15 protein-coding genes and 2 tRNA genes are annotated in these 17,963 nt (G+C 66.4%); 13 read left to right on the plus strand and 4 right to left on the minus strand.

What is annotated here, in order from left to right; translation table 11 throughout:
- Window positions 1-263: 263 nt before the first annotated feature.
- From BCO18175_RS07365 to BCO18175_RS07400, 8 genes are all read left to right on the plus strand, one after another.
- A complete protein-coding gene (locus BCO18175_RS07365; RefSeq protein ID WP_174980053.1) occupies window positions 264-1,253 on the plus strand; it encodes an aliphatic sulfonate ABC transporter substrate-binding protein in 990 nt (329 codons plus the stop codon).
- Window positions 1,254-1,362: 109 nt separating this feature from the next.
- Window positions 1,363-1,449, plus strand: a tRNA-Leu gene (locus BCO18175_RS07370).
- Between the two features lie 401 nt (window positions 1,450-1,850).
- Window positions 1,851-1,937: transfer RNA gene (locus BCO18175_RS07375), tRNA-Leu, on the plus strand.
- Window positions 1,938-2,307: 370 nt separating this feature from the next.
- Window positions 2,308-3,555 carry an ROK family protein gene (locus tag BCO18175_RS07380; RefSeq protein ID WP_174969194.1) on the plus strand — a complete coding sequence of 416 codons (1,248 nt, stop codon included), beginning with the start codon at window positions 2,308-2,310 and terminating at the stop codon, window positions 3,553-3,555.
- Complete coding sequence (locus BCO18175_RS07385; protein ID WP_174980054.1) at window positions 3,542-5,095, plus strand: sugar ABC transporter ATP-binding protein; 1,554 nt, start codon at window positions 3,542-3,544, stop codon at window positions 5,093-5,095. The genes BCO18175_RS07380 and BCO18175_RS07385 overlap by 14 nt, the downstream gene beginning before the upstream one ends.
- A gap of 42 nt (window positions 5,096-5,137) precedes the next feature.
- Window positions 5,138-6,175, plus strand: a complete 1,038-nt coding sequence (locus BCO18175_RS07390; protein WP_174912529.1) for an ABC transporter permease subunit — start codon at window positions 5,138-5,140, stop codon at window positions 6,173-6,175.
- Between the two features lie 82 nt (window positions 6,176-6,257).
- Window positions 6,258-7,202, plus strand: a complete 945-nt coding sequence (locus BCO18175_RS07395) for an ABC transporter substrate-binding protein (protein WP_174912531.1) — start codon at window positions 6,258-6,260, stop codon at window positions 7,200-7,202.
- Between the two features lie 131 nt (window positions 7,203-7,333).
- The gene (locus BCO18175_RS07400) at window positions 7,334-8,269 is read left to right on the plus strand and encodes a carbohydrate kinase family protein (protein ID WP_174980055.1); all 936 of its coding nucleotides are present in this window, start codon (window positions 7,334-7,336) and stop codon (window positions 8,267-8,269) included.
- Between the two features lie 29 nt (window positions 8,270-8,298).
- On the opposite strand, the gene BCO18175_RS07405 is transcribed toward BCO18175_RS07400, so the two are convergent.
- The 3 genes from BCO18175_RS07405 to BCO18175_RS07415 all read right to left on the minus strand — a co-directional run bounded on the left by BCO18175_RS07405 (window position 8,299) and on the right by BCO18175_RS07415 (window position 11,342).
- The gene (locus BCO18175_RS07405) at window positions 8,299-10,029 is read right to left on the minus strand and encodes a SulP family inorganic anion transporter (RefSeq protein WP_174980056.1); all 1,731 of its coding nucleotides are present in this window, start codon (window positions 10,027-10,029) and stop codon (window positions 8,299-8,301) included.
- A 7-nt stretch (window positions 10,030-10,036) separates the two neighbouring features.
- Window positions 10,037-10,663 (minus strand): ParB-like protein, encoded by a 627-nt coding sequence (locus BCO18175_RS07410; RefSeq protein WP_174980057.1) that lies wholly within the window; start codon window positions 10,661-10,663, stop codon window positions 10,037-10,039.
- Between the two features lie 136 nt (window positions 10,664-10,799).
- Entirely contained in the window at window positions 10,800-11,342 is a 543-nt protein-coding gene (locus tag BCO18175_RS07415) for a GNAT family N-acetyltransferase (RefSeq protein ID WP_174980058.1), read from the minus strand.
- 281 nt (window positions 11,343-11,623) lie between these two features.
- On the opposite strand from BCO18175_RS07415, the gene BCO18175_RS07420 reads away from it, so the two are divergent.
- The 4 genes from BCO18175_RS07420 to BCO18175_RS07435 all read left to right on the plus strand — a co-directional run bounded on the left by BCO18175_RS07420 (window position 11,624) and on the right by BCO18175_RS07435 (window position 16,739).
- Window positions 11,624-12,844, plus strand: a complete 1,221-nt coding sequence (locus tag BCO18175_RS07420) for an MFS transporter (RefSeq protein WP_174912545.1) — start codon at window positions 11,624-11,626, stop codon at window positions 12,842-12,844.
- Between the two features lie 215 nt (window positions 12,845-13,059).
- Complete coding sequence (locus BCO18175_RS07425; RefSeq protein WP_043182625.1) at window positions 13,060-13,881, plus strand: TetR/AcrR family transcriptional regulator; 822 nt, start codon at window positions 13,060-13,062, stop codon at window positions 13,879-13,881.
- A 156-nt stretch (window positions 13,882-14,037) separates the two neighbouring features.
- Window positions 14,038-15,792 carry an AMP-binding protein gene (locus tag BCO18175_RS07430; protein WP_174980059.1) on the plus strand — a complete coding sequence of 585 codons (1,755 nt, stop codon included), beginning with the start codon at window positions 14,038-14,040 and terminating at the stop codon, window positions 15,790-15,792.
- Window positions 15,793-15,821: 29 nt separating this feature from the next.
- Window positions 15,822-16,739, plus strand: a complete 918-nt coding sequence (locus BCO18175_RS07435) for a DUF1571 domain-containing protein (protein WP_174980060.1) — start codon at window positions 15,822-15,824, stop codon at window positions 16,737-16,739.
- Between the two features lie 27 nt (window positions 16,740-16,766).
- Here BCO18175_RS07435 and BCO18175_RS07440 read toward each other — a convergent pair whose 3' ends face one another.
- Window positions 16,767-17,051, minus strand: a complete 285-nt coding sequence (locus BCO18175_RS07440; RefSeq protein ID WP_069745480.1) for a hypothetical protein — start codon at window positions 17,049-17,051, stop codon at window positions 16,767-16,769.
- A 295-nt stretch (window positions 17,052-17,346) separates the two neighbouring features.
- Here BCO18175_RS07440 and hfq point away from each other — a divergent pair, with 295 nt between their 5' ends.
- A complete protein-coding gene (gene hfq / locus BCO18175_RS07445) occupies window positions 17,347-17,925 on the plus strand; it encodes an RNA chaperone Hfq (RefSeq protein ID WP_174980116.1) in 579 nt (192 codons plus the stop codon).
- The last annotated feature ends 38 nt before the right edge of the window (window positions 17,926-17,963 follow it).

Consider the following 17,963-nt stretch of genomic DNA (forward strand, 5'->3'; position numbering starts at 1 on the left):
GTGACGCGCGGGTGCTACCCGCGCCGACACCAATCGCTGACTCTACGTTTTCTGCATGGACTATATTTGACTATGCAATCAAATGCAAGTCAGGAACATCGATCGCCGCTCGCACATGGATGGGCGCGCCGCGATCACAGGCGCCCCGCTCTTATGCCCGCCAGCCGGATCGATAGCAGAATTTATCGGTTATCGTCCGCCCGCCCTGTTGGTACGTTAGCCGGCTCGCTTCAATGCAACGAACCAGACAAGGAGCACGATCCATGACGTCGATGAACCGCCGCGCATTCGCACGCGTGATGCTGGCCGCAGGCCTCACTGCCGCCGGCGTCCGAGCGCACGCCGAGAACGCACCCGATGTGCTGCGTATCGGCTACCAGAAATCGTCGACGCTCATCACGCTGCTCAAGACGCGCGGCGCGCTCGAACAGGCACTGGCGCCGCACGGCTTGCGCGTGTCGTGGCATGAATTCGCGAGCGGATTGCCGCTGACCGAAGCGCTCAACGTCGGCGCCGTCGATTTCAGCGCCGACGTGGCCGATACGGTCCCGGTCTTCGCACAGGCCGCACATGCGCGTTTCGTGTACGTCGCGCAGGAAGCGCCTTCGCCGAAAGCGCAGGCGATCATCGTCAAGCAGGACAGCGCGCTGCGCACGCTCGCCGATCTCAAGGGCAAGCGCATTGCGGTCACGAAGGCGGCCGGCAGCCATTACCTGCTGCTCGCCGCGCTCGCACGCGCGAAACTCGGGCCGGCCGATGCGACGATCCACTACCTGACGCCCGCGGACGGCCGCGCGGCGTTCGAGCGCGGCAGCGTGGACGCGTGGATCACGTGGGATCCCTATGTCGCATCCGTCGACCGCAATCCGGACGTGCGGATTCTGGCCGACGGCAACGGACTCGCGTCGTACCAGCGCTACTACCTCGCATCAAGCAGTTTCGCCGCCGCACGGCCCGACGTCGTCCAGATCCTGTTCGACCAGTTGTCGCAGGCCGGCACGTGGCTGCGCGACCACCCGCAGGAGGCCGCGAATACGCTCGCGCCGATCTGGGGGCTCGACGCGGCGACGATCGCGCGCGCGAACACGCGGCGCAGCTACCTCGTCCGCGCGGTGGTCGCGCAAAACTTCGGTGAACAGCAGAAGATCGCCGACACGTTCCTCGCGGCGGGGCTGCTGCCGGCCCGCGTCGATACGCGCCAGGCGCAGCGCTGGAAATTCGCCGAGAAGCGCGCGGATCCGGTCGGCGCGTGAGAATCCGTCGCGTGAGGGGCGATATTTTTATCGCCTTGAATGAAATTGTGTTGACAGACTCCGCCGACACGCTAGAATAGCGGTCTTCGCACTGCAGCAAGCGAAACGTGCCCAGGTGGCGGAATTGGTAGACGCACTAGGTTCAGGTCCTAGCGGTGGCAACATCGTGGAGGTTCGAGTCCTCTCCTGGGCACCATCTGTTTTCTAAAAAGGTCGGCTTCTAGCCGGCCTTTTTCATTTCCGGCGCAGGAAACGATGCCCGCTTCGCGCGAGATCTCGAAAGGCTGCATTTGAAAGCGTGACCGGAGCGCGCATGTGCCACCGAGCCCCTCCTTCCTCGCCATCCTCTGCCTTCTAAAGCGGCCTACTTCTAGTCGTCCTTTTTCATTCCCGACTCCGGAATTGATGCGCCCACGTGCGCAGCTGGAATCACAAGTTCGACGATGCATGTCGACTGCCGTGATGTTTGAGTACCCTGCCTCATGCTCCGAACAAGCCCGCCAAATTATTTTCGTTCGCGACCTCAAATAGTGTTGACAGTCCTGAAAGACGCGCTATAATTTCGCTTCTTTGCAGCAAGCAGCTACTGCAAAACGTGCCCAGGTGGCGGAATTGGTAGACGCACTAGGTTCAGGTCCTAGCGGTGGCAACATCGTGGAGGTTCGAGTCCTCTCCTGGGCACCATCTGTTTTTGAAAAGGTCGGCTTCTAGCCGGCCTTTTTTCATTTCCGGCTTCGGAAACATATCCCCCTTCTTCGCGAGCGACCTGATCGGTTCGGTTTGCGCAACCAGCCGCCGATGAGCCGCGGCAGCATGCTGCGAATCCAGCGCAAATCCGTTGCTCCGGGTTCGCGTCATACCCCGCGCCACCTTGCGCCCGACTTTCCAGGTCTCCTCGATCAGCCCCCGATTCCCGACGCCCCGCCTCGCCATCCCCCACCTCCACCCCAAACCGGGATTTCCCTAGGCTGACATGGCGGCGCTCACGCGGTTAAATAAATCAACGTGATTTATTTAATGCGCCACCGAACGGCGCACCATGGAAGGAGACGCCATGAGAAGCCCGCACTTCGGCCAGGGAAGCAACTCGGCCAACGTGCGCCGTTACAACGAGCGCCTGCTGCTGAAGACGCTGCGCCGCGCAGGCAGCGCGTCGAAGGCCGACCTCGCCCGCCTTGCGAACATGACGGGAACGGCAGTCGGCAGCATCATCGGGTCGCTCGCCGACGCGAAGCTGATCGAATTCGCGGGCCGCACCGAAGGCCAGCGCGGCCAGCCGGCCTCGCTGATCCGCCTCGACCCGCGCGGCGCGTTCGGCATCGGCGTCCATCTCGACCGCATGCGCATCGAAACGGCGCTCGTCAACTTCGCGGGCGACGTGCTCGGCCGCCGCTCGCACGACACGCTGCTCCCTCCGCCCGCCGACGTGCTCGAGATCGTCCGTCACGACATCGACGCGATGCAGGCCCTGCTCCCCGACCACGAGCGCGCCCGCCTGACCGGCGTCGGCGTCGCACAGCCTTACAACCTCGGCGCGTGGATGCGCGAACTCGGCCTCGCGCCCGACACGTTCCGCGCATGGGAAGACGTCGATTTCGCGGCTGACCTCGGTCGCACGCTGTCGCTCCCGGTATTCGGTGAAAACGACGGCAACGCCGCCGCGATCGCCGAGCTGTTCTACGGATACGGCCGGCAGTGCGACGACTTCGTCTACCTGTTCATCGGGCCGGCGATCGGCGGCGGCATCGCGATCGACGGCGACTGCCTGCGCGGCGTGACCGGCAATGCGGGCGATATCGCCGTGATTCCCGTGCCGCCGAGCCGGCTGGCCTCCGCGCCGCCGCCGCGCGGCCCGTGGGACATCCTGCTCGCGCGCGCGTCGCTGCACGCACTCGTGCGCCATCTGCGCCATCACGGCGAGACGGTCGACAACCGGGCCGATCTCGAAGCGTGCATCGCCCGCGGCCTGCCCGCCGTCGACGAATGGATCGACGATTGCGTCGACGCGCTGGCGCCGGCATTGCGCGCGGTGCTGTGCGTGGTCGATGCGCCGGTGGTCGTGCTCGACGCCGATACCGACGCGGGCCTGCTCGACGCGGTCACGACGCGCTTGCGCGCGGCGCTCGTCGCCACCGCGCCCGAGGCGCGCGGCACGCCGGTGCTCGTGCGCGGCACGTTCGGCGCCGACGCCGGTGCGATCGGCGCGGCCACGCTGCCGATGTTCTTCAACTTCTCCCCGCGGGCCGGCATCCTCAAGGGCGCCCGCACCGACTCGCAGGAGGTCAACCATGTCGCGATCTGAGTCGCCCCGCCCGCTGCTCGAGATGCGCGGGATCAGCAAGACGTTCCCGGCCGTGCGCGCGCTCGACAACGTGAGCCTGACCGTCTATCCCGGCGAGATCCATTCGCTGATGGGCGAAAACGGCGCGGGCAAATCGACGCTGATGAAGATCCTGTCGGGCGCATACCGTGCCGACGCCGGCGGCGAGATCCTGATCGACGGTGCCCGCATCGACATCGACGGCCCGCTTGCCGCGCGCGATGCAGGCGTCGCGGTGATCTACCAGGAGCTGTGCCTGTCGCCGAACCTGACCGTCGCGGAAAACATCTACATCGGCCGCGAACTGCGGCGCGGCAACCGGCGCTGGGGCACCATCGACCGGGCGGCGATGGCGCGCGGCTGCGAGGACGTGCTCGCGCGCCTGGGCGCATCGTTCGGGCCCGACACGCTCGTCGACACGCTGTCGATCGCGGAGCAGCAGCTCGTCGAGATCGCACGCGCCGTGCACACCCGCGCACGCATCCTCGTGATGGACGAGCCGACCACGCCGCTGTCGTCGCGCGAGACCGAGCACCTGTTCCGCCTGATCCGCCAGTTGCGCGAGGAAGGTCTCGCGATCATCTACATCAGCCACCGGATGGCGGAGATCTACGAACTGTCCGACCGTGTGTCGGTGCTGCGCGACGGCGCGTACGTCGGCACGCTCGAGCGCGAATCGCTGTCGGCCGAGCGTCTCGTCGCGATGATGGTCGGCCGCGACATCTCCGGCTTCTACAAGAAGGAACACGCGCCGTACGACCCAGGCCACCTGCTGCTGTCGGTCCGCGACATCGCCGACGGCGCGCGCGTGCGCGGCTGCAGCCTCGACCTGCACGCCGGCGAAGTGCTCGGCATCGCGGGGCTCGTCGGCGCAGGCCGCACCGAACTCGCACGGCTGATCTTCGGCGCCGAACCACGCGTGCGCGGCGACGTGAAGGTGGGCGAGCGCACGTTCGGCGCGCACTCGCCGCGCGACGCGATCGATGCGGGCCTCGTCTACCTGACTGAAGACCGCAAGCGCCAGGGCCTGTTCCTCGACATGAGCGTGCGCGACAACATCAACATCTCCGTATGCAACCGCGATGCGCGGCTCGGTGCGCTCGACCTCGCGCGCGGCGCCGACCGTGCACGCGACGCGATCGCATCGCTGTCGATCCGCGTGCCGAACGCAAACGTGAACGTCGGCGCGCTGTCGGGCGGCAACCAGCAGAAAGTGCTGCTGTCGCGCCTGCTCGAGACGAAGCCGCGCGTGCTGATCCTCGACGAACCGACACGCGGCGTCGACATCGGCGCGAAATCCGAGATCTACCGGATCATCAACGAACTGGCCCGGGCCGGCGTGGGCGTGATCGTCATCTCGAGCGAACTGCCGGAAATCATCGGTGTCGCCGACCGCGTGCTCGTGATGCGCGAAGGCGAGATCGCCGGCGAACTCGGCGGCTACACGCCGACGCCCATCACGCAGGAAGCAATCATCGCGCTCGCCACCGGCTCGCAGGCCGAACTCGCCGACGCGCACTGAGCCTCGCCCTTTTCATTTCTTTCTTACATTCAGGCTACCGAAATGATCAACCCGACCAAGCAGCGGAACCTCGCTTCCGCGACGGCCCACCCGGTGGGCGATCGTACTCCCCAGTTGCGCGTCGCCGATCACCGCGCCCGCATGCAGTCGCTGATCCGCACCGCCGGCATGCTGCCCGTGCTGCTGGTTCTGTGCATCGGCTTCGGCTTACTGACCGACGGTTTCTTCACGCTGCAGAACCTGTCGATCGTCACGCAGCAGGCATCGATCAACATCGTGCTCGCCGCCGGCATGACCTTCGTGATCCTGACCGGCGGCATCGACCTGTCGGTCGGCTCGGTGCTCGCCGCCGCGGCCGTCGCGGCGCTGCTCGCGTCGACCATCCCGGGTTGGGGCTGGCTCGGCGTGCCGTTCGCGCTCCTCGTCGGCCTCGTGTTCGGTGCGATCAACGGCGGCCTGATCTCGTTCCTGCGCCTGCCGCCGTTCATCGTCACGCTCGGTGCAATGACGGCCGTGCGCGGCGTCGCACGCCTGATCGGCAACGACACGACCGTGTTCAATCCGCAATTGCCGTTCGCGTTCATCGGCAACGGCACGATCCTCGGCGTGCCGTGGCTCGTCGTGATCGCGTGCGCGGTGATCGCGATCTCGTGGTTCATCCTGCGCCGCACGGTACTCGGGATGCGCATCTATTCGGTCGGCGGCAATCCGGAAGCCGCCCGTCTGTCGGGCATCAACGTGCGGGCGATCCAGATGTTCGTGTATGCGGCGTCGGGCCTGCTCGCCGGCCTCGGCGCGGTGATGTCGGCCGCGCGGCTCTATGCGGCCAACGGCCTGCAGCTCGGCCAGTCGTACGAACTCGATGCGATCGCCGCGGTGATCCTCGGCGGCACGAGTTTCGTCGGCGGCGTCGGCTCGATCGTCGGCACGCTGATCGGTGCGCTAATCATCGCGGTGCTGACGAACGGCCTCGTGCTGCTCGGGGTATCCGACATCTGGCAGTACATCATCAAGGGGCTCGTGATCATCGGCGCCGTCGCGCTCGACCGCTACCGCCAGCGCGATTCGGCGCGTACCTGAGCCCCTTCCCGTCCATTCAACCTTGCGGCGCAGGCCGATCCCTGCGCCCGCTCGCCAAGCAACTTCACGGAGACACAACGACATGTTCAAGCACAAAGCCGCCCTGACCGCCGTCGCCTGCGCACTCGCCTTCGGCGCTTCCGCCGCGCACGCGGCCGACAAGCCGCTCAAATCGATCGGCGTCACGGTCGGGTCGCTCGGCAACCCGTACTTCGTCACGATCGTCAAGGGCGCCGAGGCACGCGCCAAGCAGATCAACCCGAATGCGAAGGTCACGGCCGTGTCGGCCGACTACGACCTGAACAAGCAGTTCACGCAGATCGACAACTTCATCTCCGCGCACGTCGACATGATCCTGCTCAACGCAACCGATCCGAAGGCGATCGAGCCGGCGGTGAAGAAGGCGCAGGCGGCCGGCATCACGGTCGTCGCGGTCGACGTCGCAGCGGCCGGCGCGAACGCGACCGTGCAGACCAACAACGTGAAGGCCGGTGAACTGGCATGCGATTACATCGCGAAGAAACTCAACGGCAAGGGCAACGTGATCATCGAAAACGGCCCGCAGGTGTCGGCCGTGATCGATCGCGTCAACGGCTGCAAGACCGTGCTCGCGAAAAACGCCGGCATCAAGGTGCTGTCGAGCGACCAGGACGGCAAGGGCTCGCGTGAAGGCGGGATGAACGCGATGCAGGGCTACCTGACGCGCTTTCCGAAGCTCGATGCGGTGTTCACGATCAACGACCCGCAGGCGATCGGCAGCGATCTCGCCGCGAAGCAGTTGAACCGCCCGGGCATCGTGATCACGTCGGTCGACGGTGCGCCCGATATCGAGGTCGCGCTCAAGTCGAATACGCTTGTGCAGGCGTCGTCGAGCCAGGACCCGTGGGCGATGGCGCAGCAGGCCGTCAACGTCGGCTACGGCATCATGAACGGCCAGAAGCCGGCCAACCCGATGATCCTGATCGAACCGACGCTCATCACGCGCGACAACGTGAAGACCTACAAGGGCTGGAGCTCGCCGCGCTGATCGCGCCGCCCGTCCGCCCGCACGACCGGGCAGTGCCGGGCCGCGTCGCAACGTGCGACGGCCCGCCCTGCCCACCCTTTCATATCAACCGCTGCATGGCCGCGCACAACGCCGCGGCACAAGGTTTCGACATGACGACGACGTTTCCCCGCCTGATCGTATTCGGCGAAGCATTGACCGACTTCATCCGCGACGACGCGCAGCACTGGCACAGCGTCGCCGGCGGCTCATGCTGGAACGTCGCGCGCGTCGGTGCGCGGCTCGGCGTGCCGACGGCCTTCGCCGGCACGGTCAGCCGCGATACCTTCGGCGACGAGCTGATGCGCAAGAGCGCCGACGCGGGGCTCGACCTGCGCTTCATCCGGCAGGTCGATCGCGCGCCGCTGCTCGCGATGGTCGTGTCGAAGCAGCCGCCCCACTATTTCTTCATCGGCGAGAACAGCGCCGATCTCGCGTTCGATCCGGCGGACCTGCCCGCCGGCGCACTCGACGCGGCCGAGATCGTGCACGTCGGGTCGCTCGGCGTCGTGCGCGAGCCGCTCGCGGCACGCCTGATCGAAGTGGCGCAAGCCGCGCGGGCGGCCGGCAAGCGGATCTCGTTCGACCCGAACTTCCGTGCGCCGATGGCCGCGCCGTCGTATCGCGACACGCTGCGCCGGCTGGCCGGGCTCGCCGACTGGATCAAGGTGTCCGACGAGGATCTGCGCGGGCTGTTTCCCGAACTCGATGAAGCCGCCGCACTCGCGCAACTGCGCGCATGGGCACCCGACGCGACGATGCTCGTCACGCGCGGCGCCGCCGGCATGCAGCTCCTGCATCGCGATACCGTGCTGTTCCAGCCCGCGTTCCCGACCGAGGTTGCCGATACCGTCGGCTGTGGCGATGCGAGCATCGGCGGCTGGCTCGCGAGCCAGCTCACGCGCCCCGATGCATCGGCCGCCGAGCATCTGCGCTACGCAGCCGCCTGTGCGGCGGTCGCCTGTGCACACGCAGGCGCCTATGCGCCGACGGCGGACGAAGTGACCGACATGATCGATCGCTCAGCCGACGCCGTGGTTTCGCAATAACACGCGCCGGCGCGGCGCCCCCCGCACCGTCAAGCGGCGGTCGTTCCGCCGCTGCCGTCCGGCGGCATCCCGGCCTGCAGCAGTTGCAGGCTCTCGTCGACGCTCAGCTCGGACATCGCGTCGTCATGCAGCGTATCGTCGGCCGCGCGGCGCAACGCATGCAGCGCGTGCACCTTGAGCCGCACGATCGCGAACTGCAACCCGCGCGCCGTGCATTCGGCGGCGAACGTGCGCAACGATTCGATCGTCGTGCTGTCGACATCCGGCGTTTCCTCGAGGCTCAGCATCACGGTATGCGCGTCCGGCGCGGCCTTCATCAGCGCACGCACGCGGTTCAGCATCCGGTCCGCATTCGCGAAGAACAGTTGCGCCTCGGGCCGCACGATCAGCACGCCCGGCACCGGCTTCGCGTCGGCATGGCTCGCCACGTCGACGAAATCGTGACTGTCGCGCAGCCTGCCGAGCACGCTGACGTTCGGCTCGGACAGCTTGCGCAGCGTCAGCAGCAGGCTCACGCCGATGGCCGCGAGCAGCCCGTGCAGCACGCCGAGCACGAGCACCGCGAGCAGCGCGGCGATCACGACGAGCCGGTCGCGATGCCAGGCCCAGTACGGCCGGAAGACGGACGGATGCAGCGAGTGGCTGACCGCGAAGATCACGATCGCCGCGAGCACGGGTTCCGGCGTGCGCGCAAGCTGCGGCAGCAGCAGCCAGACGATCAGCGCGACCACGCCCGCTGCCCACAGGCCGGCAAAGCGCGACTGCGCGCCAGCCGCTTCGTTCGCCGACGTCGCCGAATAGCCCGCACCGACCGGCATCCCGTGCAGCAGGCCCGACACGAGATTCGCGCAACCGAGCGCGACGAGGTCGCGATTCGGCGACACGCTGTCGCCATGTTTCAGCGCGAAGTTGCGGATCGATCCGTACGATTCCGCGTACAGGATCAGCATCAGTGCGAATGCAAGCTCGATGGTCTGCATCCACGCATTGCGGTCGAGGGTCGGCAGGCCGAACTCGATATGCTTGAAATCGATATGGCCGACGATCGCGATCCCGTATCGCTGCCAGTCGATCGCATAGCCGGCCGCGATCGACAGCACGATCACGACGAGCGTCGCGGGTACGCGCGAGCTCCGCCCGAGCACGAACAGCAATGCCAGTGCGGTCGCGCCGACCACCGCGCTCGCGAGATTCGCATGAGGCGCGCCCGTGACGATATCGAGCACGACATGCGGCGCGTCGCTGTGCTGCACGGAAATCGCGAGAATCTTCGGCAACTGCTTGATGACGATCGTCAGTGCGAGGCCGAACGTGAAGCCGCGCAGCACCGGCCGCGCGACGAAATCCGACATGCCGCCGAGCCGCGCGGCGCCCGCCAGGATGAACAGCACGCCCGTCATCGCGACGAGCGCCGCCGCGAGCGCGAGCTGCGCGGCAAGCGCCATCCCCGACTCCGCGAGCACGGTCGCCGCGAGCACGGCGGCCGACGACGACGTCGACGACACGATCGCGAAGCGGCTGCTGCCGGTGAGCGCATAGACGACGAGCCCCGACAGCAACGCGATGAGACCGGCCTGCGGCGGCAGGTTGGCCAGCCCCGCGTACGCGACCGCCTCGGGTATCAGCAGGCCCGCGATCGACAGGCCGGCCAGCGCATCGAGGCCGATGCGTCGCTTGGGCGGCGGCGAGGCCGCGTCGAGCACGGCGAAATGGTCGGCATGCTGCGGGCCGGCATCCGGGCGGATCGGGGCGGTCGTCATGACGGCGTCAGGGCTTGACGGCGATGACGCCCGACCAGCCGGGCAGATAGCGTGCATCCTGCTCATGCGCGCGATGCAGTGCGACGTCGAGCGCCTTCGCGAAGTTCTTGCGGATCTGGTCGAGCGACACGTGCTGGCGCAAGTAATCGGCCCACAGGAATTCGCTGAACGGCGTCGCGTCCTTCGCATAGCCGCCCGCCGTGCGCAGCTCGCCTGCCAGGCTGCGGTACGGATCGTCCACGAGCCCCGTCAGCACCTTCGGCAGATTCGCGTAGTCGCGACGCGTACCGTCCGCGCCGAACGGATGCACCCACTGGTTGTGTTCCATCATCCGCCAGAAGATCGTGTCGTCGAGCCACGACAGATCCTTCAGCAGCATCGCGTTCACGCGCGTCTCCCCTTCCTCGATCAGCGCGAGGCCAAGGTGGTGGTGATCGGTGATGTAGTGCAGCCCGTCCGGGCCGAGCACGGCCGGGAACCAGTGCGACTCGATCGCGGCCTTGCGCGCGCGCTTGCTGAGCCCCTTCCAGTGCTTGCGCTTCGCCTTGACTTCGCGATAGCCGACCGTCATCTGCGTGGGACGCAGTTGTTCCAGCTTGACGGGAATCAGATGAACATCGTTGCCGAGAGCCATGGTCGTACCCCATGTTGCGAAATTCCGGCAACGATACTCCTGATCACGCGAGCCGTTAATACGTCATGACCTCGATACGCATCCGGTTGACGATCTCTGACAACCGCCCAACGGCCTGCGCACGCTCGACGCCGCGCTACGCGCGCAGATCGTTGCGTTCGAGACGATGTCGAATGTAAGGAATGCCATCGTGCACGACGCTCACGCGACGCATCCCGAGCTTGCGCGCGACGTTCAGCGAGCCGCCGTTGGCCTCCGCGATATCGGCGATCACGCGCGGCAGGCGCACGGTGTCGAAGGCGTGACGCACGACGGCCGCCGCGGCCTCGCTCGCGATGCCACGCCCCCAGGTCGAACGAACCAGCCGCCAGCCGATCTCGATGTCGTGCGCGCCGTCCACATAATCGGGAATCAGCAGGATCCAGCCGATGAACGCATCGGGCGCGGCCTTCTCGAAGATCGACCAGTAGCCGAGTCCCGGCGGATAGTCGCACGTGATCCGGTGCGTGACGAAGCGCCGGTGCTCGACGGGATCGTGCCACGGGCCCGCGATGTGCCGCGTGACCTCGGGATCGCGATCCATCGCGAGGCACGCGTCGAGATCGGCGAGCACGCGCGGACGCAGCCACAGCCGGGCGGTTTCGAGCACGGGCAGCGTGGCGGCGGAACGTTCGGTCATCTGGACTCCTGATTCGGTGACGATGCGCATCGAGCATATTACAAAACAACTACAAACAGCCTTCCGGAATGATACAGATGCCCGTCGCCGGTTTCGCGCGACGCCGTTTCCATTTCCGAAACAGTTCATTTCCTAGGGATTATTCCCGATTCGACGGTATCGCGCCCCACATCGCCCGGCGCCGCGGCCTACACTCGATCAATGCCCCCGCACCGCGCGCAAGCCGGGCCGGCATCCGCATGCACATCGTAAGCGCGCAAGCCAACGAGGAGACCTCGGACATGAGCTGGACCCGCGAACAACGCAACGTCACGATCGCCGCCTACCTGGGCTGGACACTCGATGCGTTCGATTTCTTCCTGATGGTCTTCGTGCTGAAGGACATCGCCGCCGAATTCGGGTCGACGATCCCTGCCGTCGCGTTCGCGCTCACACTGACGCTTGCAATGCGCCCGCTCGGCGCGCTGATCTTCGGCCGGCTCGCCGATCGCTTCGGCCGCCGCCCGACGCTGATGGTCAACATCGCGTGCTACTCGCTGCTCGAACTCGCGTCGGGTTTCGCGCCGAGCCTGACCGCGCTGCTCGTGCTGCGCGCATTGTTCGGCGTCGCGATGGGCGGCGAATGGGGTGTCGGCTCCGCGCTGACGATGGAAACGGTGCCGACCCATGCGCGCGGCTTCGTGTCGGGGCTGCTGCAGGCCGGCTATCCGAGCGGCTACCTGCTCGCGTCCGTCGTGTTCGGCCTGTTCTACCAGTACATCGGCTGGCGCGGAATGTTCATGGTCGGCGTGCTGCCCGCGCTGCTCGTGCTGTACGTGCGCGCGCACGTGCCCGAATCGCCGGCGTGGAAGCAGATGGAGAAGCGCCCGCGCCCGAGCCTCGGCACCACGCTGCAGCAGAACTGGAAGCTCACGATCTACGCGATCGTGCTGATGACCGCGTTCAACTTCTTCTCGCACGGCACGCAGGATCTCTATCCGACGTTCCTGCGCGAACAGCATCACTTCGATCCGCATACCGTGTCGTGGATCACGATCGTGCTGAACATCGGTGCCATCGTCGGCGGCCTGTCGTTCGGCGCGATCTCCGAGCGGATCGGCCGGCGCCGTGCCGTCTTCATCGCGGCGTTGATCGCCCTGCCCGTGCTGCCGCTGTGGGCGTTCTCGAGCGGCCCGGTCGCCCTCGCCGCGGGTGCGTTCCTGATGCAGATCTCGGTGCAGGGTGCATGGGGCGTGATCCCGGTTCACCTGAACGAAATCTCGCCCGACGAGATCCGCGCGACTTTCCCCGGCGTCGTCTACCAGCTCGGCAACCTGCTCGCATCGGGCAACGCGACGATGCAGGCCTCGCTCGCCGTTTCGCACAACAACAATTACAGCTTCGCGCTCGCGCTCGTGGCCGGCATCGTCGCCGTCGTGATCGCCGTGTTGATCCTGTTCAGCCGCGAGCGGCGCGGCATCGACATGACGCAATCGGTCAATACGCGTAGCACGGTCGGCTGAACCCGCGCATTGCCGCACTGCATCATCGCGCGTGCCCCGTCCTGTCGAGGGCACGCGCGATACTTTCCGCATTCGCACATCGAACTAGAGGAATTTATCCAGATTCCCCGCTTGCCCGCTCCGTCCGCGATTTTTTATCTTAATAAAAACGACTGTTTGAATCAGACAAACAAATCACCAGTTCGCGGCCGGGCAACCGGCATGGGAGGCGGGACATGGCAGTAAGTCAGGAGGGACGGCCATCCGCGGGACGGCCGTCCGGGGCGCGGTCATCCGGCACTCGGCAGACCGGCGGGACGAAGGCACGCATCCTCGATGCGGCCGAGGATCTGTTCATCGAGCATGGCTTCGAGGCGATGTCGATGCGCCAGATTACTTCGCGCGCGGCGGTCAACCTCGCCGCGGTCAACTACCACTTCGGCAGCAAGGAAGCGCTGATCCACGCGATGCTGTCGCGCCGGCTCGACCAGCTCAACCAGGAACGCCTCGGCATCCTCGACCGCTTCGATGCGCAACTCGGCACCCACATCACCTGCGAGCACGTGCTCGGCGCGATGTTCATCCCCGCGCTGAAGGCATCGCGCAATCCCGAACGCGGCGGGCCCGGGTTCCTGCGGCTGATCGGCCGTGCGTACACCGATCCGTCGCCGTTCGTGCGCAACTTCCTGACCGCGCACTACGCGAGCGTCGCGGGCCGCTTCTTCGACGCGTTCCAGCGCGCCTTGCCGCACCTGCCGCGCACGGAGCTCGGCTGGCGGCTGCACTTCGCGATCGGCGCGCTGTCCGGCGCGCTCGCGGGCGCCGAAACGGAAAGCCTGATCGACGAGTTTTCGCAGGGCCGCACGATGAACGACGTGCAGATGATCGCGCGCCTGTCGTCGCTGATCGTCGCCGCGCTGAAGGCGCCGATGCCCGACAGCGCGCAACTGTCGATCTTCGCGGCCGTGCTCGACGATGCAGGCGCAAGCGAAGCATTCGGGCTGCCGCAGTCGGGTGCGACCACCGCCGATACGGCGACGCTGCATTCCACGAACTGAGCGCGCGAGGCCACGCGCGGCTTCCTGTTCACGATTTGATTGAAACGCGCGGTCATGCGGAGCGTCGAGGCGCCCCGTCGATCGACCGTGCGGCACGGGGCACGGGCCGGCGCTGAAGCGCCCGCCCTCGCCGAGAGCAAACACCGGAGACACGTCATGTCATCTTCCGCAGCAACCGCAGCGGCCCAGGTTCCGCCGAACACCGACGGCATCTGGTACGCGTCATACCCGCCCGGCGTCCCGCACGACATCGACGTCACGCAATACGCATCGCTCGTGCAGTTCTTCGACGAATGCACGAGCCGCTTCGCCGAGCGCGTCGCCTATGTGAGCGCAGGCGCATCGATGACCTACCGCACGCTCGCGCAGAAAGTCGACGCGTTCGCGTCGTACCTGCAAAGCATCGGCGTCAAGCCCGGCGACCGCGTCGCGATCATGTTGCCGAACACGTTCCAGTATCCGGTCGCGCTGTTCGGCACGCTGAAGGCCGGCGCGATCGTCGTCAACGTGAATCCGCTCTACACCGTGCGCGAACTCGCGCACCAGCTGAAGGACAGCGGCGCGCAGACGATCGTCGTGTTCGAGAATTTCGCGCGCACGCTGCAGGACGCGCTGCCGGAAACGCAGGTGAAGAACATCGTCGTCACCGCGCTCGGCGACCTGCTCGCCGACGGTTTCAATGCGAAAGGACGCCTGATCAATTTCGTGCTGAAGCACGTGAAGAAGCTCGTGCCGGCCTACCACCTGCCGCAGGCCATCCGGTTGCGCTCCGCCCTCGCGCTCGGTGCGCGCGGCAAGCCGCAGCTCGTGCAGATCACGCGCGACGACCTCGCGTTCCTGCAATACACGGGCGGCACGACCGGCGTCGCGAAAGGCGCGATGCTCACGCACGGCAACCTGATCGCGAACCTGCTGCAGGCGAAGGCCTGGATCGCCGACCAGGTCTCGGGCGACGTCGAAACCGTGCTCACGCCGCTGCCGCTGTATCACATCTATTCGCTGACGGTGAACGCATTCATCTTCATGGGGCTCGGCGGGCGCAACATCCTGATCGCGAACCCGCGCGACATGACGATGGTGATGAAGATCATCCGCAACGAGACGTTCACCGGGATCACCGGCATCAACACGCTGTACAACGCGTTCCTCGACAACGAGGAATTCCGCAAGCGCGATTTCTCGAAGCTGAAGCTCGCGATGGCCGGCGGGATGGCGATGCAGCGCGCGGTCGCGGAACGCTTCCAGCAGGTGACGGGCCGGCCGGTCGTCGAAGGCTACGGCCTGACCGAATGCTCGCCGATCGTCACGATGAACCCCGTGGACCTGAACGACATGGCCGCGTTCAGCGGTTCGATCGGCCTGCCCGCGCCGTCCACCGTCGTGCGCTTTCGCCGCGAGGACGGCACCTGGGCGCCCATCGGCGAACCGGGCGAGCTGTGCGTACACGGCCCGCAGGTGATGCGCGGCTACTGGCAGCGCCCCGACGAGACGGCCAAGGTCATCGACGCCGACGGCTGGCTCGGCACCGGCGACATCGGCGTGATGGACGAACGCGGCTTCATCCGCCTGATCGACCGCAAGAAGGACATGATCCTCGTATCGGGCTTCAACGTGTATCCGAACGAGATCGAGGAAGTGCTGGTGATGCATCCGGGCATCAGCGAAGCCGCGGCGATCGGCATTCCTGACGAGGTACAGGGCGAACGGATCAAGGTGTTCGTCGTGCGCCGCGACCCGTCGCTGACGGTCGACGACGTGCTCGCGCACTGCCGCAAGAACCTGACCGGCTACAAGATGCCGAAATTCGTCGAGTTCCGCGACGCGCTGCCGCAGACGAACGTCGGCAAGATCCTGCGCCGCGCGCTGCGCGACGAGGAGCTCGCCAAAATCAAGGCCGCGAAGCAAGGCTGAACGATCCATCGCCCCGGGAGACGCCGTCGATGAACGAAGGAAAGAAGCGCCACGCGCGGCATGCCGCCGCCGTGGCAGTCGCGTGCCTGTTGTCGCTCGCACAGGCGGGCCTGCATGCACAGGAAACGGCCGACGCCGCGAGCGCGGCAACCGGCGTCGCACTGCCGGCGGATCTCGCGAAACTCACGCGCGAGCCGGTCGCGCAGCAGGCGCGCTGGCTGCGCACGGCCGCGCAGCGCGGCACGCTCGCGCAACTCGATGACGCGACGCTCACGGCGCTCTTCAAGGCACTCGATCCGCTCGCCGTACCGCTCTATATCCGGAACGGTCCCAACGGCTATCCGTCGTACCAGTTCACGATGGTGCGGCAGGAGCGCATCAGCGGAAAATGGTCCGATACGCCCGACCGCATGCTCGTGAAGACCACCCGCGAGCCGCTGCGCGTCTACGCGAAATGGCTGCCGGGCGGCGCACATGCCGGACAGGAGACGATCTACGACACGACGCAGCGCAAGGACGAGATGTACGGCCACCTCGGCGGCCTGCTCGGCAAGATTCCGCTGTGGACGGCACTCGACGGCGCACTCGCGCGCGCGCAGTCGAATCACCAGGTGAAGGATCTCGGCACCGAGTTCATCACGAACCTGTACCTGACCGAAGGGAAGAAATACCTGGAAGCCGGCGTGCAGCGGCCGACCGATGTAGAGGCCAGGACGATCAACGGCGTGCGCGTCGTTGCGCTCACCTACGAAACGCCGACCGGCCGGCCGCAGTTCTACGCGAAGAAGGAAGTCCTCGGGCTCGACCTGCACGCGCCCTATTTCCGGACCGTCGAGTCCTATGACAACGACGGCAAGATCTTCGAGCGGATCGTCATCGAGAAAATCGCGCCGGCGACGCTCGACGACACCGCATTCGACCCGAAAAACCCCGACTACGCGTTCTGATGCGCGCCGGCGGGGCCGGCCTCGGGCTCAATCGTCATCGTCGTCGCCGTGGTGGCGGTGCCAATGCTTGTAATAGTGCTTGCGCCACTTGCGATAGCGATCGTCGTCGTCATCGCCATAGTAGCCGTATCCGTAGCCTGGATAGGCGACCACGGCCGGTTGCGGCGCCACATAGACCGGAGCCGGCTCGACATAGACCGGCGCGACCGGTACGCCGATGCCGACCGACAGGTCGACATGCCCCGCCATCGCACTACCGGAAGCCAGCAACGCCACGCCCCCGACCCACCCTGCCCATCGTCTCTTGTTCATGTTCTGAATCCCTGATATGCCGGCCCGTCCGGCTCGCGCAACGAATGTAAGCGCCGCGTGCGAACCCAGGTGATACGGCATTGCGAGAGTCGTAACGCGGCGTAACGAAATGGCGTTAGCCGTTCGGCCGAATCGCGAAAATGCGCTGGAACGTCTATAGTGGGTTACGGTTCGACACAATCACGACTGCGCGCTCACCGATCGAACAGGGTAGAATCCCGCCAAACACCTTGTGGACGAACACGCCACACACACGCACAACATATTCTCTGACGCAGGCTCCTGCCGCACCTCAATGGCCAATCCCGCAGAATCCCATCCGCAAAACGACTTCATCAATTCGGCGCGCAAGGAACGTAAGCGCGTTGAAATCTATCTCGTCAACGGCATTCGTCTGACGGGGTGTATCGAGTCGTTCGACCAGTACTTGGTGATGCTGCGCACCCCCGTGGGTCTGCAAGGCATCTACAAGCGCGCGATTTCCACGATCCAGCTCGACACGGGCGGCTCGCGCCCGGGCGGCAGCGGTCCCCGCGGGCCGCGCACCGGCGGGCGCCCCGGCGGCCGTGAAGGTGGCGGTCACAGCCCGTACGGCTCGCACGGCGGCCCGCGCGAATCGCGCGGCGACGGCGGCTACGGCTCCCGCGAACCGCGTGAAGGCTATGGCTCGCGCGAACCGCGCGAGGGTTACGGCTCGCGTGAGCCGCGCGAAGGCTACGGCGCCCCGCGCGAACCCCGTGAACCGCGCGAAAGCTACGGCGCGCCGCGCGACGCCGGCGACGCATCCGGCAGCGCATCGCCGTCGGATTCCCGCGGCGGCAACGGGCCGGTGATCGTGACGCGCCGCCGGCGAATCGTGCCGGACGGCCAGTAAAGCAAAAGGGCAAGCCAACCGGCTTGCCCTTTTTACTT

Source organism: Burkholderia lata (assembly GCF_902499335.1).
In the GTDB taxonomy this organism is placed as follows: domain Bacteria; phylum Pseudomonadota; class Gammaproteobacteria; order Burkholderiales; family Burkholderiaceae; genus Burkholderia; species Burkholderia lata_B.